This is a genomic window from Rufibacter sp. JT3400010 (assembly GCF_054956755.1).
In genome coordinates, this window is record NZ_JBUDXA010000007.1 from 109194 (window position 1) to 133099 (window position 23906).

General features: G+C 51.0%; 15 protein-coding genes and 1 tRNA gene. 3 read left to right on the forward strand and 13 right to left on the reverse strand.

The features are described 5' to 3' along the window. Window position 1: 1 nt before the first annotated feature. The 3 genes from ACY0JR_RS09405 (at window position 2) to nudC (ending at window position 5625) form a co-directional block, all read left to right on the forward strand. Window positions 2-3103 (forward strand): efflux RND transporter permease subunit, encoded by a 3102-nt coding sequence (locus tag ACY0JR_RS09405; RefSeq protein WP_462633760.1) that lies wholly within the window; start codon window positions 2-4, stop codon window positions 3101-3103. A gap of 48 nt (window positions 3104-3151) precedes the next feature. Next, window positions 3152-4447, forward strand: a complete 1296-nt coding sequence (locus ACY0JR_RS09410; RefSeq protein WP_462633761.1) for a TolC family protein — start codon at window positions 3152-3154, stop codon at window positions 4445-4447. A 272-nt stretch (window positions 4448-4719) separates the two neighbouring features. After that, the gene (nudC, locus tag ACY0JR_RS09415) at window positions 4720-5625 is read left to right on the forward strand and encodes an NAD(+) diphosphatase (protein WP_462633763.1); all 906 of its coding nucleotides are present in this window, start codon (window positions 4720-4722) and stop codon (window positions 5623-5625) included. A 125-nt stretch (window positions 5626-5750) separates the two neighbouring features. Here nudC and ACY0JR_RS09420 read toward each other — a convergent pair whose 3' ends face one another. From ACY0JR_RS09420 to ACY0JR_RS09480, 13 genes are all read right to left on the reverse strand, one after another. Next, the gene (locus ACY0JR_RS09420) at window positions 5751-6266 is read right to left on the reverse strand and encodes an acyl-CoA thioesterase (RefSeq protein ID WP_462633764.1); all 516 of its coding nucleotides are present in this window, start codon (window positions 6264-6266) and stop codon (window positions 5751-5753) included. 41 nt (window positions 6267-6307) lie between these two features. Beyond that, window positions 6308-6919, reverse strand: coding sequence for a TetR/AcrR family transcriptional regulator (locus ACY0JR_RS09425; RefSeq protein ID WP_462633766.1), 612 nt, complete (start codon window positions 6917-6919; stop codon window positions 6308-6310). A gap of 300 nt (window positions 6920-7219) precedes the next feature. Further along, window positions 7220-10096, reverse strand: a complete 2877-nt coding sequence (locus ACY0JR_RS09430; protein WP_462633767.1) for a TonB-dependent receptor — start codon at window positions 10094-10096, stop codon at window positions 7220-7222. A 440-nt stretch (window positions 10097-10536) separates the two neighbouring features. Next, window positions 10537-10607, reverse strand: a tRNA-Cys gene (locus ACY0JR_RS09435). Window positions 10608-10848: 241 nt separating this feature from the next. Further along, window positions 10849-12210, reverse strand: coding sequence for a chromate efflux transporter (gene chrA / locus ACY0JR_RS09440; RefSeq protein WP_462633768.1), 1362 nt, complete (start codon window positions 12208-12210; stop codon window positions 10849-10851). 59 nt (window positions 12211-12269) lie between these two features. Continuing rightward, the gene (locus ACY0JR_RS09445; protein ID WP_462633770.1) at window positions 12270-13133 is read right to left on the reverse strand and encodes a chromate resistance protein ChrB domain-containing protein; all 864 of its coding nucleotides are present in this window, start codon (window positions 13131-13133) and stop codon (window positions 12270-12272) included. An 81-nt stretch (window positions 13134-13214) separates the two neighbouring features. Beyond that, window positions 13215-16181: an FAD-binding and (Fe-S)-binding domain-containing protein gene (locus ACY0JR_RS09450; protein ID WP_462633771.1), complete on the reverse strand. Its 2967-nt coding sequence runs from the start codon at window positions 16179-16181 to the stop codon at window positions 13215-13217. Between the two features lie 347 nt (window positions 16182-16528). Further along, window positions 16529-17686 carry a hypothetical protein gene (locus ACY0JR_RS09455; protein ID WP_462633772.1) on the reverse strand — a complete coding sequence of 386 codons (1158 nt, stop codon included), beginning with the start codon at window positions 17684-17686 and terminating at the stop codon, window positions 16529-16531. A 193-nt stretch (window positions 17687-17879) separates the two neighbouring features. Continuing rightward, window positions 17880-18659, reverse strand: coding sequence for an L-fucose dehydrogenase (locus tag ACY0JR_RS09460; RefSeq protein ID WP_462633773.1), 780 nt, complete (start codon window positions 18657-18659; stop codon window positions 17880-17882). A gap of 33 nt (window positions 18660-18692) precedes the next feature. Then, entirely contained in the window at window positions 18693-19520 is an 828-nt protein-coding gene (locus ACY0JR_RS09465) for an amidohydrolase family protein (RefSeq protein ID WP_462633774.1), read from the reverse strand. Further along, window positions 19513-20364 (reverse strand): fumarylacetoacetate hydrolase family protein, encoded by an 852-nt coding sequence (locus ACY0JR_RS09470; protein ID WP_462633775.1) that lies wholly within the window; start codon window positions 20362-20364, stop codon window positions 19513-19515. Before ACY0JR_RS09470 ends, ACY0JR_RS09465 begins: the two co-directional genes overlap by 8 nt. Window positions 20365-20514: 150 nt before the next feature. After that, window positions 20515-21279 carry an SDR family NAD(P)-dependent oxidoreductase gene (locus tag ACY0JR_RS09475; protein WP_462633776.1) on the reverse strand — a complete coding sequence of 255 codons (765 nt, stop codon included), beginning with the start codon at window positions 21277-21279 and terminating at the stop codon, window positions 20515-20517. 113 nt (window positions 21280-21392) lie between these two features. After that, a complete protein-coding gene (locus tag ACY0JR_RS09480; protein WP_462633777.1) occupies window positions 21393-23762 on the reverse strand; it encodes a TonB-dependent receptor in 2370 nt (789 codons plus the stop codon). Window positions 23763-23906 lie beyond the last annotated feature (144 nt).

Consider the following 23906-nt stretch of genomic DNA (forward strand, 5'->3'; position numbering starts at 1 on the left):
AATGAGTTTATCAACCACAAGTATAAAAAGACCGGTCTTCACAATCGTGTTGAACCTTCTCCTGATGCTGTTCGGGGTGATTGGGTACACGTTTCTGGGCGTACGGGAATATCCGTCCATTGACCCCGCCATTGTGTCTGTACGCACCAGTTATTCTGGTGCCAACTCAGATATTATTGAATCTCAGATCACAGAACCGCTGGAAAAGGCTATCAACTCCATTGACGGTATCCGGAACATTTCCTCCACGTCCAACCAAGGCTCCAGCAATATTAACATTGAGTTTAATCTGGAGAAAAACCTGGAGGAAGCGGCCAATGACGTGCGCGATAAAGTTTCACAGGCGGTAAGAAGCTTGCCTGAGGACATTGATGCGCCACCAGTTGTTTCCAAAGCCGATGCCGACTCTGAGCCCATCATCACCATGACTGTAAGGAGCGCCACGCGTGATGCCTTGCAACTGTCTGATTACGCCGAGAACGTGATTTCGCAGCGTCTGCAAACCATTCCGGGCGTAAGTAGCATCCAGATTTGGGGGCAGAAGCGGTACGCCATGCGTTTATGGCTGGACCCTATGAAACTGGCCTCTTACGGCTTAACCGTTGGTGATGTGCGCACCGCCCTCAACCGCCAGAACGTGGAGCTGCCAACCGGTAAAGTAAGCGGTAACAACACTGAATTAACGGTCAGAACCTTAGGAAACCTTTCCAACGAGCAGCAGTTCAATGATCTGATTATCTCTTCGGAAGGCGAAACCATTACCCGTTTCAGTGACATCGGCCGTGCCGAATTAGGTCCTGAGAACCTGGAAACCAAGATGACGGAATCTGGCGTGCCTATGGTAGGGATGGCCATTATTCCGCAGCCTGGTACCAACTACCTGGACATTGCCGGCAATTTCTATGATCAATTTGAACGGTTGAAAACTGAGCTTCCCCAAGATTTGCAGTTAGACATTGTAATGGACAACACCCTGTTCATCAAGCAATCTGTAACCGAAGTAGCTGAAACCATTCTTATTTCCCTGGTGCTGGTAATTCTTATTATTTACCTGTTCTTCCGGGACTGGGGTATTGCCTTCCGTCCTTTGATAGACATTCCGGTATCATTGATTGCCACGTTCTTTATCATGTACCTGGCCGGTTTCTCCATCAATGTATTGACTTTGTTGGCAATTGTACTGGCCACTGGTCTGGTGGTAGATGATGGTATTGTGGTAACAGAGAACATCTATAAGAAAGTAGAAGAAGGCATGTCGCCTATTGAGGCGGCTATCAAAGGTTCTAATGAGATCTTCTTAGCGGTTATCTCCATTTCCATTACCCTGGCAGCCGTGTTCTTACCGGTTATCTTCCTGGAGGGCTTTGTGGGTAGATTATTCCGTGAGTTCGGGGTGGTGATCGGCGCAGCCGTGTTGATCTCAGCGTTTGTGTCGCTAACCTTAACCCCCATGCTGAATGCCTACCTGATGAAGGGCGGTGTTCATAAACGCTCTAAATTCTATGAGTGGACTGAGCCGTTCTTCCAGAAAATGAACAGCAGCTACGCAGAAGCACTGAGTGGTTTCATGAAACGTAAATGGCTCAGCTTCCCTATCATTGTGGCATGTCTTGGCTTGATCGTACTCTTCTATAATGTTCTCCAGAAGGAAACCGCCCCGTATGATGACCGCAGTATGCTACGGGTTTCTTCTACAGCCCCAGAAGGCGCTTCTTATGAATACATGGAGCGCTTCATGACAGAGTTAAGCCAACTGGTAGATGATTCTATCCCTGAAAAACAAGTGAATTTGGTTATCACCTCCCCTGGTTTTGGTGGTTCTGGTTCTGTTAACAGTGGGATGATGCGTTTAGCGTTGAAGCCCGTTGATAAACGGGAGCGCTCGCAGAAAGAAGTAGCCGATCATCTTTCCAAACTAACGCGCCGTTACCCTGAGGCCCGTACCAACGTGATTCAGCAGCCAACCATTTCGGTGAACCGCCGGGGAGGGCAGCCAATCCAGTACATTATTCAGGCCCCAAACTTTGATAAACTACAGGAGAAAGTTCCGCAGTTTATGGAAGCGGTCAGCAATGACCCTACCTTCGTCATGCCAGATGTGAACCTAAAGTTCAACAAACCGGAAATCAACATTACCATTGACCGCGAGAAAGCCCAAAGCTTAGGCGTATCAGTGATTGACGTAGCACAGACGTTGCAATTATCTTTGAGCGGACAGCGCTTTGGATACTTCCTGATGAACGGACGCCAGTACCAGGTCATGGGTCAATTTGATCGCCCAGACCGTGATGACCCTATGGACTTGACTTCTTTGTTCGTACGGAGTTCCACCGGTCAGTTGATTCAGCTAGACAATCTGGTAACCATGGAAGAACGCAGCAGCCCGCCGCAGCTATACCACAACAACCGGTACTTATCTGCGACAGTATCTGCTGGTCTGGCTCCGGGCAAAAGTATTGGCGACGGTATTGAAGCCATGGACCGCATTAGAGAACAAGTACTAGATGAAACCTTCTCTACTGATTTAGGCGGTGAATCACGTGACTTTGTAGAAAGTGGTTCCAACACCATGTTCGCTTTTGGCTTAGCCTTGTTATTGATTTACCTGATCCTGGCCGCGCAGTTTGAGAGCTTCATTGACCCGCTCATCATTATTTTGACGGTACCCATGGCGGTAGCTGGTGCCATGCTTTCATTATGGCTATTTGGTCAAACCTGGAACATCTTCAGCCAGATTGGTACCATTATGTTGATTGGTCTGGTAACTAAAAACGGTATCTTGATTGTAGAATTCGCGAACCAGTTGCGGGAAGAAGGCAAGTCTAAGATGGACGCCATTCTGGAAGCCTCTGAAGCCCGCCTCCGCCCAATTCTGATGACTAGCTTGGCTATTGCTTTAGGTGCCTTACCAATTGCCCTGGCCTTAGGCGCTGCAGCCCAAAGCCGGATTGGGATGGGGGTAGTGATTGTGGGTGGTACTATTTTCTCTCTTGTGCTTACCCTTTTCATCATTCCTGCCATTTACTCTATGTGGTCTAAGGAGCGCAAACACCATCCAGAGTTTGACCACATTGAAGAGTACGAGAAAGCAGTGGCCCACTAATTGTTTGTTTGAACTAAACCGTATATGTTAAACTATAGATTTGGTCTTTTGAGCTTATTCCTAATCTCACTGCTCTTTGGGGCAAGTGAGGTTAAGGCTCAAGAGATACTGACGCTTGAAGATGCCGTAAGAATTGCCTTGGAGCGGAACTACGACATCAAACTATCTGCCAACGAAGAGCGCATTGCCGAAAACAACGTAACCCGCGGCAATGCGGGCATGCTGCCCAACGTGAACGCCACCTTGACCAACAACAACACGCTCCAGAACAGCTCCCAAACCCGGTCAGACGGCCAGGTAAATGAAGTAAGTTGGGGCCAGGGATCCAGCCTGAACTACGGCGTAGGTCTGAACTGGACCGTTTTCAACGGCTTTGCCATGTTCGCCCGCTATGAGCAGTTGCAGGAACTGGAAAAACTGGGGGAAACCAACTTGCAGTTAACCATTCTTACCCGCATAGGAGATGTAACCAGTACGTTCTATGAACTGGTGCAGCAACAGCACCAATTAAGAGCGTATGACACGGCTATCTCACTTTCCCGCTTGCGGGTAACCACTGCCCAGAATCGTTTCGAGATTGGAAGGGCGGCCCGGCTGGAAGTGCTGAATGCCCAGGTAGACTATAACACAGACACTACCAATTACCTAAGGCAACAGGAATTGTATCGCAACACACAAATCAGGATGAATGAATTGCTGGTTCGCGATGTGAATATCCGGTTCAGTGTTCCAGATGCTATTACCATTGATGACCAACTCACGCTAGAAGGCTTGTCTTCGCAGGCTGCGCAGTTGAATCCGTCCTTAAAAGCGGCCGTGTTAAACCGTAGAATTGCCGAACTGGATGCTAAACAGGTAAGAGCTGCCAGATTGCCGGTGATTGGGGTGAATACCGGCTATAACTTCAACCGAAACCGTTCAGCCCTAGGCTTCTCCACCCTTTCCACGGGAAACGGGCTGACCTATGGCGTGACGGCCTCGGTGCCCATCTTCACGGGTTTCAACCAGCGCCGTCTGGAGCAGAATGCCAATATCCTCATCAACAGCGCCCAACTGCAGTTTGAGCAGGTAAACCAGAACATCAACGCGCAACTGGCCTCGGCCTACCAAACGTACTTGACCAACCTCAGCTTGGTACGGCTGGAGGAAAACAACCAGCGCATTGCCCGCCAGAACCTGGACATTACCATGGAGAAATACCGGTTAGGCAGCATAACTACCGTTGAGGTGCGCGATGCACAATTGAACTATGTGAACGCCAGCGTGCGCTTCAGCAATGCGCTTTACTTAGCTAAAATTGGAGAAGTTGCTTTAAAAGAGATTGCGGGTACATTGACTCTATAAGTTCTTTATTAATTCTAAAAAGCGTTTGGGGCCTGTTTTTGTAAAAACAGCCCCAAACGCTTTTTAGGTTTTACCATGTTCTGTCTTCTGCAGCGCACAAAAGATGCTCAACATTTTGCAAAACTTTATTTGATGTAATTTGAAGCCGTTTTGGACAGCAGCTATCCTTTACTGAAACGTACTGAAGGCGTAGTTAGCTTAAAAGTAGTTTTAGGTCTGTTTTGTGAAAAGCAGCCCTAAACGCTTCTTCCTTCCTCACGTACTTCATCACCATGCAGAACAACCTTGCCTACTCAGCCCTGAACTACTTTGGAGAATCAAACCTGGACCGGGCCCACCTTCTCCGGAAAGACGATGCCTGGATAACCGCCCGTCTGCAGGACCCCGAAACGAGACTTGTGCCCTTTCAGGGAATGAAGCCGCTTCTCACGTCAGGGAATCAGTTACTATCGGTGCCGTTGGCGCAGGTTGAGCTTTCAAGCCTAAGCCAGCCGCCTATTTTTCTGGGCCTCCGCGAGGAGAAAGCGTATTTTGCCGTTGATGTCACCCATGCCCCGGAACTACCGCTGGCCGGAGGCGCTTTCCAGGAACTGCGGGAGGCGACTCTTCAACTGGCCCGCCCAGATAGTGGCTTGCTGGCCTACGCCAAAGCCATGCTCTACTGGAACCGACAGCACCAGTTCTGCAGCGTGTGCGGTTCCCCTACGCTCTTCTCTGAGGCGGGGCACTTGCGCAAATGCAGCAATTCGGCGTGCCATACCTCCCACTTCCCCCGCACCGACACCGCTGTGATCACCATGGTTACCTGCGGCGAGAAAGGATTACTAGCTCGGCAAGCTTCCTGGCCTGCGGGAATGTATGCGTCCATTGCGGGTTTTCTGGAACCCGGCGAAACCTTGGAGAGTGCGGTAGCCCGCGAAGTGTTGGAAGAGACCGGCCTTAACGTGCAGCACGTGCAGTACCATTCTTCGCAACCGTGGCCGTTTCCGGCCTCTATCATGGTGGGGTTCTCGGCCGAAGTCCAAAACCCTGCGCTACACCTGGACCCCTTGGAAATTGAAGACGCCCGCTGGTTCACCAGAGCCGAATTGAAAGAATTAGTAGCCTCCGGCCAGATAACCCTGCCCCCTGCCCTTTCCATTGCTTACCGGCTGATTCAGGATTGGCTTAAGGGGTAGAAGCAGATTTTGCCAATCAAAAACTCCTGTCCTCAGGCTTATTTCTGAAAAACAAGCTGATAACAGGAGTTCCTGAAAGACACAAAAATACAGTCACTCTGCCCGCGAAAAGCAGCGTAAAAAGGCTACGCTTGCGCCGCCTTCATCTGTTCCCGCAATTGCTTCACGCGATCTTCAAACAAGGCGGGCGTATCTTCCTTGACCACCACTTCGGCAAACAACTCCATCAGCTCCGGTTCATGGGTGGCGCGGGAGGTCTTGCGCACGTCTATGTACACAAACTTGGTCCAGAGCACGGCTTTCAGTTTCTCCTTTTTCTCGTCAAACATGAGGTGCTCCACCAACATGCTGCTGTCTGTCACCTGCCGGATGCTGGTCTGGATGGTCACCAGTTCGCGAACCACGGCTGGGTTCAGGTACACAATCTGGTTTTGGCCTACCACCCAGGCCCGACCGGTTTTCCGGAAGTACGCGTGAATGTCAAGCCCGTAGGCGGCTTCCACCTGGTCTTCGCGCTCATTCTGGAAGTAGTTGAGAAAAGCGCTGTTGTTCAGGTGCCCGAACGGATCACAATGGTCAAAACGAATGCGGGTCTGGCTTTCCAGCACGGCTGGTTTGGGAGAAGAAGTTTGGGGTATCATAGTTTCAAGTGAGTTTCAGGGGTAATTTTCTAAAAAGCGGATTAAAACGGACCTAGTTCCTGTTGCAGGAAGCGCTCCAGTTGGTCTAGCACGGTCTGGAGCGGTTTCTCTTCGCCGTAGGCCTTGGCCAGCAGAATGCCGCCTTCCACCGTAGAAATGAAGAACGTGGCCAGCGCCGCCGTGTCTGCCGAGGCTTGGAACGTACCTTGCTCCTTACCAAGTTCAATTAGGTTCCGGACGCCTTTGTGCAGCCGGTTCAAAACGTGCACCACCCGCTCATGCAGCACCGGATGGTTGTCATCGGCTTCTACGGCGGTATTGAGCAAAGGGCAGCCACCCGCAATGATGGGTTTGGTGAGGTACGTGCGGTAAAAATCCAACAGCGCTCGCAGCCTTTCCCTGGCGTTCTCATACGGTGCAATGGCACTGCCCACCCGGTCAATCAAAGTTTGGGCCGCGAACTCAAAAGCCGCCACGGCCAGTTCCTCTTTGCTGGCAAAGTGGCCGTACAGACAGCCTTTGGTCACGCCTGTGGCTTCTATCAGATCTTGGTAAGAGGTTCCAGAAAAGCCTTTCTGATTGAACAACTCCGCAGATCGCTCAATGATCAATTGCCGGGTGCGCTCTGCTTTGGTGGGCTGGACTAGATTCATGGGACTAAATAAACCAAATGGTATATTACATCCTAGAACTTTCTTGAAAAGAATCTCCCCTGCCACATGGCTATGCAACAACTTGAGCACCTACCCGGAAAAGCCATGATACCTGCTGCACACATTTTTTTGTTTTCGGGCTGTTTTACCCAAATCAGCTAAAAACGGCAGGTTATCTCCAGCCGCCGTTTGAGGTTGATTGTGGTAAAACAGCCTAAAAAGGAATTTTACAAGATAGTTTGAAATAGAAAAGGCAAGCCTGGTGCAGGCTTGCCTTTTTGAAAGAATACAGACGTTATGTTATTTCGCCAGCAGCCCGTCTAACGTAACGGCTACGTAATACAATCCGCCAATGGTGGGACCAGCAGCGTATTGGATGTAACGCTGGTTGAAGATGTTGGTGCCTCCCGTTTTGATGGTGATTTTGCTTTCGGGTACCCGAAGCGTGACTTGGGCATCTAAGGTGCTGTAACTTGGTACGATTCCGTTGGCCAGCGGGCTTTCCCACAGGAAGGAATCCTGCCAGCGCCACACCACGTTAAAGCCCAGGTTCTTCAGCACCTCTCGGTTCCCGAGGGAGACGTTGGTGATCCAGTTGGGCGTGTTGAAGGCCGTCACGAAGATGTCTTTCTCCTGGTTGGTTTTAATGGCGTTGTAGTTCACGTTGCCTGAGAGGGTGAATTTCTCGTAGAAATTGTACGTCAGGCCCAGCGAGGAACCGTAGTTGTTGTACTTGTTCTTGGCGTTGGTATACACGCGGTAGCGGGTCTGCTGCCCAGTGCGGTTGGCAGCCAGCATGGCAAGCACTGCTTCGTCGGTGCCTACCTGCACGGTATTGCTCTTCGGCACAGATACTTCCACTTGCCCCAGGAAACCATCATACACGTTGGTATAGGCGTCAATGTCCAGCACCAGTTTGTTGTCAAACAACACACTCTTGTAACCTACCTCAAACGAGTTAATCTGCTCTGGTCGGGTGGCCGAAAGGCTGGTGATTTGCAGTACTTCGCGGTTTTTCAGGGCGGCTTCGTTGGTGGTTAACCCGGCGGTCACGTCTCGGTTTACGGCGGCGTTGAAATCATTCACCGAGGTTAGCGTGTAGGAGTTATCCAGGTAGCCCAGGCCTTCGTTGATGTACGACAAGCCTCCCACGCGGCGCACGTTCCCGTTGTTCACGTAAGACACGGCTTCAAACAAGGCCGGAAACCGGAACCCGTTCTGGTAAGACACTCTAAAATTGTGCGACTCAGACAAGGTGTACACCGCCGCTATTCTGGGGTTCACCTTGGGGGCAAACTCAGGGTTGTAGTCTACGCGCAAAGACCCAAATACCTTTAATCTATCGTCCAGGAACGTTTTGGTCAGCTGCGCGAAAGCGCCAAATTTCTTGTAGTACACGTTGTTGCCGCCGGGTTGCGTGCGTTGTTCAATGGGCCGGGTGAAATCCACGAAGTTGTTCCCGTCCGGGATGACTTCATACACGCGGGCATCAGCGCCTACCAGCACATTGGCAAACTTGATGCGGTCTGTGAAATCCCACTGGGCATCTGTGTGGTACAGGCGGCTTTTCTGACTTAGCCAGGCTCCGCCGGTGGCGGGGGCACCGGGCACTACTTTCCCGTGGTCCCAGTTGTTAATGCCTCTGATGGTGTTTTTTAGGGCTTCAAACTGCGGGGTGCCCGGTTCGGCCCGTCCCGCATCGGCGGCCTGACGGGCTAGTTGCATGGCAGTGGCCAGATTGGTGCCTGCGTTGAGCTGGGTTTGCAGCGCGGTCTTGAATTTGGCACCCCACTCGCTGTTGGAGCCGCCGCTGGTAATATCCAGGTTGTCTACCATGGGTTTCACGTTGTACGAGTCGCCGGTGTTCTCAATGGACAGGTAAGAACGCAGGAAATAGTTGGCTCCCCGTAGTTCCAGACGATGGTTCTGTACCACCACGTTGTCTAGCTGAATCTTGTTTCCGCGCTGGAAAACGCCGTCCATCTTGCCTATGCGGTAGCCGTAGGAAAGCTCGGCGTTATCGCTGAGGCGGTAGTGCAGGGCCGCATCAAATTTCAGGTTGTCTACCCGCGGGCTCACCACGTCTTTCTCCCAGTAGCCAGTTCTGCGCACCAGAAACGTCTGGTTTTTGCCGCCGTATTGCACACCGCTAATGGTCACGGCATTGTTGTTCTCATCGCCGTATTTGTTCCAGGCATCATAGGCGGGGTTGTTGGCACCGGCCAGTTCGGGGAAAGATGGGTTGGCGGTGTTCAGGGTATTAGGGTTTTGGTCGGTGGTGGTGTTGGAGCGCCAGTCGGTGCCATTCATGTAGCTGGCGTTAATTTTGAAGGCGAATTTGTCGCTCAGGGCTTTGGCGTACCGCACGGCGAATTCAGACAAGATGCTGGGCTCGGCGTCAATGCCGTCTACGTGGTTTATACCGGTTTTCTGGTACACGCTCAATCCCTGGTACAGGAAAGGACTTTTAGTGATGAGGTTGGCCATGCCGTTGATGGCGTTCATGCCGTACAGCGCCGAGGCCGCCCCCGGCGTAATCTCCACGCTTTCTATGTCCAGCTCCGTAGGTCCGATGGCGTTGCCCAGCGGTACGCCCAGGGTGGCCGCCTGCATGTCTACCCCGTCTACCAGTTGCATAAACCGAAAGTTGTTGGGAATGTTAAAACCCCGCGTGTTGGGCACTTTGAACGTGAGGCTGCTGGTGGTCATCTGCACGCCTTTCACGTTTTCCAGCGCGTCATAGAAGCTGGGTGCGGGCGTTTCCTTGATGGCCCTGATGTCCAGTTTCTCAATCGCCACCGGCGATTTCAGGATGCTTTCCTCTACGCGGGATGCGGTTACCACCACTTCTTTCCCCAGTAAGGTCTGCGTTACCAGCGCAATATCCAGGCGGGAACCGGGCTCGGTGATTTCAAATTCCTGCGGCTGGAATCCTACTAAGGAAACCACCAGGGTAAATGGAAACTTCAAGCGGGTTTTCAGCGTGAAGTCGCCGTTGAGGTTGGTGGCGGTTCCGGTTACGGTGCCGCGCACGTACACACTCACGCCGGGCAAGGGCTCTTTGTTGGCCTGGTCGGTTACCCGGCCGCTGATTTCTACCAGATTGGTTTCCTGCGCGCGCAGGGTGATGAGGGGAAGTAAAAGAAAATGAAGGAGGAGTAGATATTTTGGTTTCATGAATGATGTCTTGAAAAGTAAGAAGGAAAAACGGGTTGAGAACGGCTAGCGGCAACAACAGCCAAAACCGGAGAACTGGCCCTGCATTCGTTTCTGGGTTCTTTTCTGGAAGACATCGGTTTTCATAGTAGTAAAAGTTTAGGGATAATCAGGTTCATTGGGACCTTTCACGGGTTGGCCTTGGGTCAGTAGTCAGTTTGAGTGGGGCAGAACTGGCGCGGGTGGCGGTTACTCTTTGGTGCTCTCTTTCTTGAGTTTTTAGGCTTGTTTTCAGTAAGTTGGGAGAAACGGCTTAGCCAAACCCGCAGATGGCTGGCCGTCTCTTCCCCACCATACTTCTCCTCCTTACCGTTTTAGCGTTGGTTTTCTAAAAGCATCCCTAAAACACTCCGCGGCTTTTTCTCGCTTTGCCGCAGAGCACTTTAGGCAGAGGAGGGTTGCGGTCACGGGCGGATTCGAACCGCCGTAAAAGACTTTGCTGGTCTTTGCTTCGCCACTCAGCCACACGACCTTGTTTCCTATTCCCTCATCAGAAAAATCATTTCCAATTGCAGATGCTTTTCGCAAGCCTCAAACATCCGCAGCTATATAGATACTCTTAATCTCTATAGGATTGGTAGACAAATAGAGTTGTTTCTTACGAGACATCCAAACAATAGATGGAAAAAATTTAATATAATTAAACTACTCGTCTGATTTTCAGATACAAATCCGAAAACTACTCTACTCCTTTCAGGTTAGATTCTGGAAAACTAAGCTAAAAACAGAAGGAAATGTAGGAGACCAGCCAAGGCGCTGATGCCAATCCAAGTCATCATGCCTACCTTGAAACGGAACATGGCCAGAAAGGAAATGATGATCCAGGCGAGGGCGAAGTAATCCATGGTTTGTAGGTTGAGGCCTTCGGGAAACAGGACGGCTACCCCGAAGTAGACGGTCAGGTTGAGCACCACGCCTACCACAGCGGCGGTCACCACGCCCAAAATGGATTTCACGGCAACGTTGCCGCGGGTGCGTTCTATGAGGGGCGCACCGGCCAGAATGAAGAAAAAGCAGGGCATAAACGTGTAGAAGGTAGTGGTGAACAAGCCCAGCGCGCCCATGGCCAAGGAGCCGTCGTAGTGGTTGAAGCCCGCCATGAACCCCACAAAAGCCAGCACCATGATGAGCGGACCGGGCGTGGTCTCGCCCAAAGCCAAGCCGTCAATCATCTCAAAGCGGGAGAGCCAGTCAAACTTCTCCACGGCCACCTGCGCCACGTAAGGGAGCACCGCATACGCTCCCCCAAACGTCACCAGGGCGGCTTTGGTGAAGAACGTAATGAGGTGGTTCCAGAAAGCAAATTCGCGGGTGAGATAGTAGAAGAGCGCTACCGGCAGGGCCCAAAGCACCAGCGTAATGCCCAACCGCAGCAGGCTTTTGCCCCAACTGTAACCAGAACCCACCACTTCACTGCCCGCGTGCAGGTAATAGCCTTCCTCATCTGCGGCCTGCTTCTGCGTCGTTTCTTTTTCTAGGAAGAGGCTGGGAAGCAACTTGCGTAGGATGACGGCCAGCACAATGGCTCCCAAAATAATCAGCGGGAAAGGCACCTTCAAAAAGAAAATCGCCACAAAACTGACCAAGGCCAGCACGTAGTGAAACCAACTCTTAAGCGATTTGCCCGCAATCTTGAACAAAGCAAGCCCCACAATGGCCACAACTGCCGGTTTGAGGCCGTAGAACAGCGCCGCCACCCACGGAATGGTCCCGTAACTCACGTACACGGTGCTCAGCCCCAAGAGAATAAACACCGAAGGCAGCACGAAGAAGATACCGGCCACCAAGCCGCCGCGTACGCCGTGCATGAGCCAACCCAGGTACGTGGCCAACTGCTGCGCCTCGGGACCGGGCAGCAGCATGCAGTAATTGAGCGCGTGCAGAAAGCGGGAATCTGACACCCAGCGTTTCTGCTCTACCAGATACGTGTGCATAATGCCAATCTGCCCTGCCGGACCACCGAAACTAATAAACCCCAATTTTAGCCAGAACAGGAAAGCCTCTTTGAACGAAGGTTTCTCGGGCGCGGTGCGTCTGGTTTGAGGGGGAGCGGTGTCTGGCAAAGTGGTTTCCATGGCGATTCTGAATTTCTGCTCAAGATTACGCAGCCCCTTATACGAAAGATAGAACAGAGTTAACCTTTGGTATCTGGTTTACTTTTCTTCAAAATTTTTAGGTATTCAGACGGACTTTGCCCCATGTGCTGCCGGAAAATGCGGGTAAAGTGGCTTTGGTCTGAGAAGCCAGTCAAATAAGCGACTTCGGCCAGCGAGTACCCCGAGGTATGCAGCAGGTTCAACGCTTTCTCAATGCGCAGTTTCCTGATGTATTCCCCGAATGACAGATTATCAAAGTATTTGGAAAACGCCCGGGAAACGTAGGCTGGGTGCACGTCGAGGGCCTCCGAGATTTCCTTCAGATTCAGGCTGAGGTTGGTGTCAATCTGGTCCTGGATAATTTCTTTGAGGTGCTGCGCCCAGGCTGGTACTTTCTGGGTGGTGTCTTTCTTTTCCTGCAGGTAATTGTGGTAGACTTGCAGGAAAAGTTGCTCGGTGGGGTGTGTAGTGTGTTTCTGATTCTGCAGGTGCTTGGCCCAACTGTACAGCCCGTCATACAGTACCATGGCTTTCTCCAGCAGTTCGTGGTCATCAGAGATATTGAAGGCCATGCCGTGTGAGATGGCCCACAGCCCCGCCGATTGCGCCGCCAGGGTGTGGTCATCGGTGTCTGCGCCGCGCACAATCACGGCCATGGTTTGCAGCGCGGGGTCCTGCAGGTTGAATTTCTTCAGGAAGTAGTCAAAGGTGCAGTGGTCCTGGTAATGCGAATACTCCACCCCCGGAATGTCAAACGGAATGGCGTCCAGTTCTTTGGCTTTTTCCAGCACCTGGTTTTCAGGTACGTAGAGGATCTCCGCGGTGGCATCAATAAACCGCCGGATGAGCCACGGGCAAGCTAGGCGGTCAATTTTGGGGCGCTCGCGGGTAATCCATCTCATAAAGGTTGACTTGAAAACAGGTTGTTAAGCTAAATATAAGCCTTCGTCTTCATGTCTGATTCTCTCCCAAAACTAAGATTTCTACTTTCGTAAAGCCTGCCATAAAATCTCTGCCGGATGCAGCGCTTTTTTAGCAGTTCCATCCTTTATCTGGTGACGGCAACTGGTACCGGCGGCGGCAATGATGGTTTCCGGCGCAGCATTTCTCACGGCGGGGAATAAGACTAATTCCCCAATCTGCATGGAAACATCATAGTGCTCGGCCTCATACCCAAACGAGCCCGCCATACCGCAGCAGCCCGATGGTATCATTTCCACCTCATAGTTCTGAGGCAGCGATAGAATTTTCTGCGTAGGCGTGAGTACCTGCAAGGCTTTCTGGTAGCAATGCCCGTGCAGTTTGATGTGCTTTTTCTCCAAGCTAAAAGCAGCTGCGGTGATGTTTCCATTTTCAACCTCTTTTAGCAGAAACTCCTCTAAAAGGAAAGAGTTAGCAGCTACTTTATGGGCTAATGGGACCAAATCAGCCGAAACCAAATCCAGGTACTCATCGCGCAGGGTTAAGATAGCAGACGGTTCAATCCCGATTAAGGGAATGCCGCTTTCCATGGCTTTGCCCAGCATCTGCACGTTCTGAATGGCAATCTCTTTCGCATCACGCACCAAGCCTTTAGACAAGTAGGTTCGGCCACTTTCCAGGTGCTCCGGTATTTGTACGGAATACCCCAAAGCGGATAACAGTTTTACTGTAGTTTGGCCAATTTCTACATCATTGTAGCTGGTGAACTCGTCGCAAAACAAATACACGGGTCTGCCGGCTTTCACCTGTCCTGCATTCTCCTTCTGCCATTTCTTAAACCAGCTTTTGAGTGTGGTTTTCCCAACGGTGGGCAAAGAACGTTCCGCTGCGAAGCCTACGGTTTTCTTGATCAGCTTACTGGTAGCCGAGTTACTAATCATGAAGTTGTAAACGCCGGGCACCACGCTGGCCAGTTGCTGCATCTTAGTGAAGTTGCCTATCATGCGCGTGCGCAGCGGAACGCCGTTGGCATCATGGTAGTGTTGCAGGAACTCGGCTTTCATTTTGGATACATCTACGCTGGAGGGGCACTCAGACTTACAGGCTTTGCAACTCAGGCACAAATCCATCACCTCTTTGATTTCCTTGTGATCAAACTTGTTGACTTTATCTGAGTTGGTCAGGAACTGGCGAAGAATGTTGGCGCGGGCGCGGGTGGTGTCTTTTTCCTGACGCGTAGCCATGTAGCTGGGACACATGGTACCACCGCTCACGTGCGTTTTGCGGCAGTCACCAGAGCCGGAACATTTTTCGGCGAGGCGTAGAATACCTTCTTGTTTGGAGAAGTCAAACAGGGTTTCTACCGGAATAAGCTGCTGCGCAGGACGTTCTTCATACCGCAGAAACTCGTTCATGGGTGGCGTGTCCACAATCTTACCGGCATTGAAGATATGATGAGGGTCAAATATCTGCTTTACCTCTTTCAGGAGTTCATACACTTCCTGCCCCAAGGCCTGCGGAATGAACTCGCCGCGCAGACGGCCGTCGCCGTGCTCGCCGCTGAGGGAACCGTTGTATTTCTTCACCAACGTAGTGGTCTCGGCTAAAACTTGCCGGAAGACTTGTTTTCCCTCGTTGGTTTTGAGGTTAATCATGGGCTCTATGTGCAGCTCTCCGGCCCCGGCATGGGCGTAGTACGAGGCTTGCAGTTTGTGCTTCTCCAAGACTTTTTGCACATCTGCCACGTACGCGGGCAAATCCTCGGGAGACACGGCGCAGTCTTCAATCAGGTTCACGGGCTGAGTATCGCCGGGCAGGTTCCGGATTAAGCCGAGACCTGCTTTGCGCACATCCCAGACAGGCTTGGTCAACGCGCCGCGTACGACTGGGTAGGCATAGCCCAGACTAGCGGCTTTTAGGTCGGCAATCAGGGCTTCGGCTTTGTCCGTAATTACGTCCTGACTATCGGCCATGAACTCCACCATCAGTAATGCGGCTGGGTCGCCTTCAATGAAGAACCGGTTGGCGTCATAGGTGCGGTGGCCCTTGGTGAAATCCATGATGTATTTGTCCACCAACTCAGAAGACATGGGCTGGTGCTTCAGGATGATGATGTTGGCTTCCAGCGCCTCCATGAGGGAGTTGAAATGCACACACACCAAACCTTCCTCTTTGGGTGGCAAGGGAATCAGGTTCAGTTTGGCTTCGGTCACAAAGGCCAGCGTTCCCTCAGAGCCCGCCAGTACTTTGCAGAAATCTAGGGTAGTCTGTCCTTCCGGCCCGGCACCATCGTCTACCAAAAAGTCCAGTGCATAGCCGGTGTTACGGCGGGTCAGGGTTTTCTTGGGGTAGTTCTTTTCAATAAGGCTGCGGTTGCCCTGGTCACTGATGAGGCCATACATTTTGCGGTAAATCTCCCCTTCCAGGTTCTGGAGCGTCAGCTTTTGCTGGAGTTCCTGATGCGTCAGAGGCTTGAACTCCGCCTCTGTGCCATCGCTCAGCAGTACCTTAGCTGAGAGCAAATGCGTGCGGGTGTCGCCCCAAACAATGGAATGCAGACCGCAGGAATTATTCCCAATCATGCCGCCCACCATGGCCCTGCTGGCGGTGGAAGTCTCGGGCCCAAACAACATTCCGTGCGGACGGAGGGCGGCATTCAGGTCATCCCGAATCACGCCGGGCTGCACGCGCACCCAATGTTCCTGGGGGTTTACTTCCAGAATCTGGGTGAAGTACTTGGAAATGTCTACTACCAGGCCGTTCCCCACCACCTGGCCCGCCAATGAGGTCCCGGCGGCCCGGGGAATAAGCGTGATCTGGTGCTGGTTGGCAAACTGAATTAGTGCCTTCAGGTCTTCCGTGGTTTTGGGAATGGCGACGGCTACGGGTTTTTCTTGGTACACCGAGGCATCTGTGGCATAAACCATTTTCTGGGAATTGTCTAGCGAAGAGGCATCGTTGTAAAACAATTCACCGGTTAAAGAAGCTTGCAAGGCAGCAAAGGCGGACAAAGAGGGGGCGGCGGTCATACGTGCATGGGAATAACAGGCAAATATAAGAATGCCTTAAAAGGATGTCTAATGGAATTGAAGGGGTTCCTCTTTTTCAGGAACTAGGCTTTTCAGGACAATGCCTACTATCAGTGCTTTAACGCTGCTTTCTCAAAAACTGCATGGAAGCCTCACCTTAATTTGATGTGGTTGCTCAAGGCAGCAAATACGCTGGAATGTTTGGACAAATAAAACCTACATTCTGTCATTCTGGAAGAATCTTGTGGGCGAGCTAGGATTACCATTATTGCCTGCCACTGCCGTTCGCCACCAAGTTCCTTTCAGGATGACAAAGAAGAAGTGTATGTTTCCTTATGTCTGAGCACTTACACCTTAAATTTAATGCGGCAGGCCGAAGTGAGTTTGTACACCACTTGCCCGGTTTTGGGATTGAGAAGTGTGATTTTCCCCTGTTCCTTCAGTTTCTCAAAAGCAGTCTGGTAATTGTCTTTACTGTAGGGTTTGCCCACGTTGTGCTTCTCGTAAATTTTCTCCAACATCATGCTGTTGTAGGCAGGGGCGTTTTGCACCAAGTCTTCCATCAGGTTCACCAGAGAGAACTCCAGGTATTTAGAATATTCTGGCACTAGCAACCGGACGGTTTTCAAATTCGCACCGAACACCGGCACACCGTCTTCCTGCACCTCGCAGAAGGGCAGCAGCAACTCTTTGAACTTGGTATGCGCCAGGTTACTCCTAGATACCAGCCAGACATGTTGGCTACTCTGTTCTTTGCCGGGTACATTGATTCTGAACCGCGACGTATTAAGCCCCTTTTCCTGTAAACAGGCGGAAAACGCCTTTAAAGCATAGGTTTCTTTTTTGGCGGCATGGCTGGTTTTGGCAAAAAAGCGTTGCAGTTCGGGTAGTCTCTCGCCCAGCAAAGTTTGCAAATGGTTTGGCGATTTCTGGTTGGTCAGGGCGGCGGCCATGCGTTTGTAGTCAAACTGGAGCAGAAAATCGGTTTTACCGAGTTCCAGATAACGCGCCCAAAGCTCCTGCGAGAATTTATTCCCGAACGGGTCTACCAACAGGAAAATCGCCGAGGCCTCCAGTTCTTGCTCCTGTAGCGCGGCCACAATCTCTGGCTCATGCAGGAACAAGGGTTTTTGATGAAGTTCGGGGTAAAAAGGAAGTTCTTCGGCTAACGGGGGCAGGGTTGCGGCCAGCGCTTTGTTACTTTCATACAGAAAGGGCTGCACCACTTTGTTCAGGTCTATGCGACCACCCGTGCGGGCGAAAATACTTTTCAGGACTTTGAATGAGACAGGCCATTCGCCACCTTCCTCGGGCAAGCCTAAACTGGCACTGGTGTCTACGTACAGTACTTTCTCCACCGGCTCCTGACCTGCGAACAAGGTTTCACACCAGATTGGGAAAAACGGCAGCAAAACAGCCTCCTTGATTTGGGCGGGGCTTCTTTTCTGCTTGAAGAAATCTTTGGGTTCAGTACCGGTCACTACTTCTTGTATCCTTCTTTCCACTATTTGTCTCTTACGCAAAGCGCTTGCACCTGGCACTTTCCTGAACTTTTCTTTCTGTTTGAGAAAAGCGGGCTACAAATTTACTTCCATTTTGGTAGAAAGCAGGAGAATTTTGCTAAAATCATTCGCAAACAGAAAAGTACCTTACTACTTTTAACGAAGATTTTAGCAGGAAAACAGGGATACTTTTCCCTTAAATGGCTCTGTCTAAATGAACATAACCACCGTCTACGTGAATAATCTGCCCGGTGGTGTGGCTGGACTTATCAGATAGCAGAAATACGGCAGTGTTAGCAATTTCCTCTGGAGCGGTCATCCGTTTCCCCAGCGGAATTCTGGAAGTAATTTCCCGGAGCTTTTCCTCTGGGTTTGGCAAGGTCTGAATCCAGCTTTCATATTGCGGTGTCCAACTCTCGGCCACCGCAATGGCGTTCACCCTGATGCCGTATTTCAGCAATTCCACGGCCCACTCCCGGGTGAGGGCGTTCCGGCCACCGTTAGACGCGGCGTAAGCGGAGGTGTTTCCCTGGCCGGTCTCGGCAACTTTGGAGGTGATGTTCACAATGGAACCTTGTGCTTGAATCAGCTCTGGCAGAGCGTGGTGGGCGAGCAAGTAATAATGAATGAGATTGCGGTGCAGAGAGGCTAGAAACCCTTCGTAATTGCCGTTTTCCAAACCAACTCCGTCGTTATGGCCCGCGTTGTTCACTAACCCATCAATTCGGCCAAACTCTTTCCTGACTGCCTCTATGGCCTGCTTGCATTCTTCGGGATTGCTTAGCTCAGCGCCTACCTGAAAGGCGTTTCCGCCGGCTTTTTCCACTTCGTTTACGGCTTCATTGTTATCTTCCTCGCTCCTTCCAATAATGACCGGAATGGCTTTTTCCTGCGCCAAAATCTTGACAATGGCCTTACCGATGCCCTTAGCGCCACCTGACACGATAATGACTTTCCCTGCTAGATGTAAATCCATACCTGTATTAAATGTGCCAGAACTAAGTGGCGTTTATAGGTTAAGTTTATAAAAACGACTTGCATTCTCCCCAAATACCAACGCCTGCTCATCTTGACTGAACGTGGAGAAATATTCCTCTACAATTCCAAGCACTTCTTCATAAGCTCCAGCCACCAGGCAGACCGGCCAGTCAGAGCCGTACATAAGCCGCTGCACCCCGAAGGTTTCGACCAAGGCATCCAGAAAAGGAGTAAAGTCGCTTTGCTTCCAGTTCTTCCAATCTGCTTCGGTCACCATGCCCGATACTTTGCAACAGACATGCTCCTGCTCCGCGAACGCTTTGATGTCTTTTTTCCAGTCTTTCAGCTTTCCATGCTTTATGTCAGGTTTGCCCAGATGGTCTAAAACAAAAGGCTGGTTCGGGAAAGCAGCTACAAATTCTTGAGTATACTGCAGTTGGTCTGGATAGATGAGAATATCATAGACGTAGCCGTACCGTTGCATTTTCTGGATACCTCGTTTGAACTCTGGACGTAACATCAAAGCACGGTCCTGGGCACTTTGCAGGATGTAGCGGAAGCCCTTCATCTTCTCAAACTGATGATAGTAGGCCAGCTTTTCTTCCACCAGCTCATCCAAAAAATCAACCCAGCCCACAACACCCTTCACAAACGAGTGCTGAGAGGTAATCTCCAGCAAGAAGTCATTGTCTTCATCGGCCTGCACCAACACACAGCCGTCAAACCCGTTGCGTTCCAGAACTGGCTGCAAGTTTTCAGGCAGAAAGTCCCGGCGGATAGCAGACATTTCTTCTGTAATCCAACTATCCCGCACGGGGTCAAACTTCCAGAAGTGCTGGTGGGCGTCTATTTTAGGCATAGGCCTGTACCGTCTGTCTGGATGAACCTAAACCTTCAATGCCTAACTCAACCACATCGCCGGGCTTGAGGTAGACTTGCGGGTTCATGCCTAACCCTACTCCAGCGGGCGTGCCGGTAGAAATGATATCGCCGGGCAGCAGCGTCATGAACTGGCTCAGATAGGAAACTAAAACCGGAATGTTGAAAATCAGATTGGAGGTGGAGCCGTCTTGCATGGTTTCGCCGTTCACGGTGAGCCACAGACGCAGATTGTCTATGTCGCCGAGTTCATCTGGCGTGGCCAAGAACGGACCTACCGGGGCGAAAGTATCGTTGCTTTTGCCTTTCACCCACTGACCGCCGCGCTCCAGTTGGAAGGCACGTTCACTGTAATCGTTGTGCAACACGTAACCGGCCACGTAGTTCAGGGCTTCCGCCTCAGAGACGTAACTTGCTTTTTTGCCAATCACCACACCCAGTTCCACTTCCCAGTCCAGCTTTTCGGCACCCCGGGGAATGATCACGTCATCGTTAGGGCCGCAGAGGGCGGTGGTGGCTTTGAAGAAAATAATAGGCTCTTTGGGAATGGCAGCACCGGTTTCTTTGGCGTGGTCGGCGTAGTTAAGGCCAATACAGACAATCTTGGAAGGACGCGCAATGGCCGAACCTAACCGAACGCCATCGGGGATTTGCGTCAGCTTGGCTTCATTTTCCCGCACAAAGTTCTCCAGCCGCGCCAAACCATCGTTTTGAAAAAAAGCCTCGGTGTAATCTTCCCCAAAGGCAGATACATCATACAGAACATCGTTCAGGATTACTCCCGGTTTTTCCTGTTCTGGCGCACCAAATCTGAATAACTTCATAAATTAAAATCAGTTAGAAATATAATAAGGGTATTTTCTGAGACACATATAATGCTATGTTTAGGATCTTGGTGGCGAACGGCAATAGCAGTGAACAATGGCAATTCTAATTCGCCCACAAGTTCCTTTCAAGGTGACTGACTGAACAGCTTAGCCATTCAGCCTGATAAATCCACCGTCAATGGGGTAGTCACAGCCTGTGATAAATCCAGCCTCATCTGAACACAGGAACAACACCAATGCGGCCACTTCCTCGGGTTTGGCCATGCGGCCGATGGGTTGGGTTTGGGAAAGCTTCTCAAACATTTCGGCTTCCTGCCCCGGGTAGTTTTTGGAGATAAACCCATCTACAAACGGCGTATGCACCCGCGCGGGCGAGACACTGTTGCAGCGAATGTTATAAGGCAGATAATCTTTGGCTACCGACAAGGTCATGGCGTACATGGCCCCCTTGCTCATGGAATACGCGAAGCGGTCATTCAGACCCACGTGCGAGGCAATGGAAGCCATGTTCAGGATTACCCCATGGCCTTGTTCTTTCATGAGCGCCACGGCGGCTTGCAGGGAATTGTAGGCGCCTTTCACATTGACCTGGTAGATGCGGTCCAAATCTTCCTGGGTGGTTTTCTCCACGTTGCCCACATGCGCAATGCCGGCATTATTCACCAGAATGTCAACGCGGGAAATAGCTTTAAAAGCAGCCCTCACCTGTTCCTGCTGGCTTACATCGCAGGCATGGCTTTTGGCTCTGCCCCCGGTGGCCTCAATCTGGGTGACCGTTTCCTGAGCGGTGTCGGCGTGGAGTTCCAGAATATGCACTTCGGCCCCCTGTTGGGCGAAGAGAAGGGAAATAGCTTGGCCAATTCCGCTTCCGCCCCCGGTTACTACGGCTGTTTTGCCTGTTAACTTAAACATGTGGTTCTATTGTTTACTCACGTTTTCAAAAGCCCGCCTATTTAAAGAAACTGTTTTAAGCTTGCTTCAACAAAAGCAGGTCAAAAATGAAGAACAGAAAATGTGCTGCTCCACTAGAAATTAGCCCGAAGCGAAACACCGTACGTGGCCGGATTTCCTAACCGGGCTGCGCCGAAGTTGTAGGCGTAGTCAATGTATTTTTCATCTGTGAGGTTACGGCCCCAGAAGAAAATTTCATAACGTTTGGCCTGCACGCCCACACGGGCATTGAACACGCTGAAGCCTTCCTGTGACAACTGGTTGGCTAAGTCAAAATACTGCTGACCCAAGTACCGCCACTCTCCTCTCAGTACCAAGCGAAGGTTCTGGGCTTTGCCTAGTGCGTAGCCGTATTGCAGGGCTAGCATGGAGGTAATGTCTGGCGTAAAGATTTGTTTGTTACCTTCTAAGTTGACTTCTTCGCCATCAGCATTCCCGATGAGGTTGGTGTACTCAGCATCAGTGTATCCGAAGCTGTAGCTGGTCTCCAAGCCTTTCACCGGCGTGGCATTCAGTTCCAGTTCAACTCCTTTGCTTTCCAGTTCGCCCACGTTGCGGGTGATGATAATGGCATCTGGCAGCACTAAGGTGGGCACTTGGGCATCGGTTACCTGGGTGTAAAACGCCGAGACATTAGCGGTTACCCGGTTTTGGAGAAAAGAGGTTTTCAAACCAATTTCATAGTTATTGCTGTATTCTGGGTCATAAGCAAAAAGCGGGGGCTGCGATGGGTCAGAAGACAGTTGCGTGATGCCGCCCGTCCGGAAGCCGCGGCTGTAGGAGCCGTACACATGGTAGTCTTCAGAGAGGTGGTACGCCAAGCTGGCTTTGGGCGAAAAGGCTTTGAAACTGGCCGAAGAGGAAGTATCTGGTAGCACTACCATGGCCTCCTCACCGTCAGGCTGAAACTCACTTCTGATGGACTGTTTCCGGTGTTCGTAGTCATACCGCAACCCGGCGGTCAGTTCCAAGTTAGGATGGAGCTGATAGGTGCCCTGCCCGAAGAAGGCCACTCCGTAATTTCTGCCATCATTCACATTGATGCTGGTAAAATTAGGAAAAGGGGCGCCCACCAATTCAGCGTCTTCCCCAAAATGGGTGCCCTGCTTGGTCGGATTATCATGGAGGAACCCGTAGGCGCCTGCTACCCACTGCAAGGCAGAAGTGTTGGAAGCCGGAGAAGAAAACCTGATTTCCTGGGTCAGAACCTTCACCTTGTTCCAGTCTTTGCCATAGTTGTTTACCACCGCAACTCCGTCAATGGGCGAAAAATCTCCATCTACGGGTTGCTCATAAAAGCGGTAGTTAGATTGGTAAGCCGTTTGTGAGGTGAAGTTGAACGCGCTGCCGGTATGGTTCACAATTAACGACCCATTAAAGGTATTGTCATTCATTTTCCCCACGGAATTCTGGCTTAACTCAAACCGATTCTCAAGGGCTTCCTGCATACTGGACACCAAAGGGAAAGCACCATGGTTTCTATTGGCGCTGTGCTTCGCGTTAAGCGTCAAATTCCATCTTGGGTTGATTAGGTACTTGAGGTAGTAATTACCTGCAAACACATTTTGTTTGTCAAACTTGGTGTTGTTGAAAGTGTTGGTATAGAATCCGTCTTGTTTTCTGAAAAGACCCGATATACCCAGAAACAGCTTGTCCTGAATCAAAGGCGTTCTCACGCCCAGGCTGTACCGCTGTTGGCCGTAATTTCCAAACTCTAGGGAGGCGAAACCGCTGGTGGTGTTGCTTGGCTGCCGGGTGATGATGTTGATGACCCCGCCCATTGCGTTGCGGCCGTACAAGGTGCTCTGAGGTCCGCGCAAAACTTCAATGCGCTCCACATCCAGCAACTCGGGCAAGTAAGTGTCTAGGGTGAATTGGTTTACCCCGTCAACGTAGGTGGCTACTGCCGGGTCATACGAGGTGGTGGCAATGCCCCGAATAGAAGTGGTATTACGGTTGTCGCCGGGGTCTGAGGCATACAGGTTAGGGATAATGGCGGTGATGTCGCGGGTGTTCCACAAGCGATACTCCTGCACTTGACGGCTGGAAAGCGCCGTGATGCTGGCCGGAACTCGTTGTAAATCTTCCTCTACTTTCTGGGCGCTTACCACCACTTCGTCTAACCTTGCCGCAGCTTCCGTTAGTTGAAAAACTATGTCAGTTTCCTTGCCAGAAAGCCGAACGGTTTGAGTGGAAGTAGAAAAACCTAGGGCACTCACCTGTATGGTATATTGTCCAGTGGGCACATTAGTGAGTTGAAACTGTCCCTGTCCGTCAGAGAAGGCATTCAGGTTGGTGTTTATCAGTCTAATGCTTGCTCCCGCAATTCCCGCTGCATTTCTATCCTGCACCTGTCCCCGCAACACACCTGAACTCTGACTATATCCGAAGGAGATACTTAAAAAAACGAATACTATTAATGATAAAGCTACTTTGAATTTCATAATAAACTTTGCTCTAGAATACTTCCAGAAAGTACGTAAAAGAAAGCAGCAGCTTAACCAGGGAGAACCTAGCCAAGCTGCCTGCCAATTGTCTTTGTTTTAGGCATGTTTTCTGTAAGACAGGCCTAAAAAGCACCGGAGATC

What these genes read in the sequence shown, in the direction of transcription:
- ACY0JR_RS09405 (WP_462633760.1), top strand. Translation starts at nt 2, where the DNA reads ATGAGTTTATCAACCACAAGTATAAAAAGACCGGTCTTCACAATCGTG.
- nudC (WP_462633763.1), top strand. Translation starts at nt 4,720, where the DNA reads ATGCAGAACAACCTTGCCTACTCAGCCCTGAACTACTTTGGAGAATCA.
- ACY0JR_RS09420 (WP_462633764.1), bottom strand. Translation starts at nt 6,266, where the DNA reads ATGATACCCCAAACTTCTTCTCCCAAACCAGCCGTGCTGGAAAGCCAG.
- ACY0JR_RS09425 (WP_462633766.1), bottom strand. Translation starts at nt 6,919, where the DNA reads ATGAATCTAGTCCAGCCCACCAAAGCAGAGCGCACCCGGCAATTGATC.
- ACY0JR_RS09430 (WP_462633767.1), bottom strand. Translation starts at nt 10,096, where the DNA reads ATGAAACCAAAATATCTACTCCTCCTTCATTTTCTTTTACTTCCCCTC.
- chrA (WP_462633768.1), bottom strand. Translation starts at nt 12,210, where the DNA reads ATGGAAACCACTTTGCCAGACACCGCTCCCCCTCAAACCAGACGCACC.
- ACY0JR_RS09445 (WP_462633770.1), bottom strand. Translation starts at nt 13,133, where the DNA reads ATGAGATGGATTACCCGCGAGCGCCCCAAAATTGACCGCCTAGCTTGC.
- ACY0JR_RS09450 (WP_462633771.1), bottom strand. Translation starts at nt 16,181, where the DNA reads ATGACCGCCGCCCCCTCTTTGTCCGCCTTTGCTGCCTTGCAAGCTTCT.
- ACY0JR_RS09460 (WP_462633773.1), bottom strand. Translation starts at nt 18,659, where the DNA reads ATGGATTTACATCTAGCAGGGAAAGTCATTATCGTGTCAGGTGGCGCT.
- ACY0JR_RS09465 (WP_462633774.1), bottom strand. Translation starts at nt 19,520, where the DNA reads ATGCCTAAAATAGACGCCCACCAGCACTTCTGGAAGTTTGACCCCGTG.
- ACY0JR_RS09470 (WP_462633775.1), bottom strand. Translation starts at nt 20,364, where the DNA reads ATGAAGTTATTCAGATTTGGTGCGCCAGAACAGGAAAAACCGGGAGTA.
- ACY0JR_RS09475 (WP_462633776.1), bottom strand. Translation starts at nt 21,279, where the DNA reads ATGTTTAAGTTAACAGGCAAAACAGCCGTAGTAACCGGGGGCGGAAGC.
- ACY0JR_RS09480 (WP_462633777.1), bottom strand. Translation starts at nt 23,762, where the DNA reads ATGAAATTCAAAGTAGCTTTATCATTAATAGTATTCGTTTTTTTAAGT.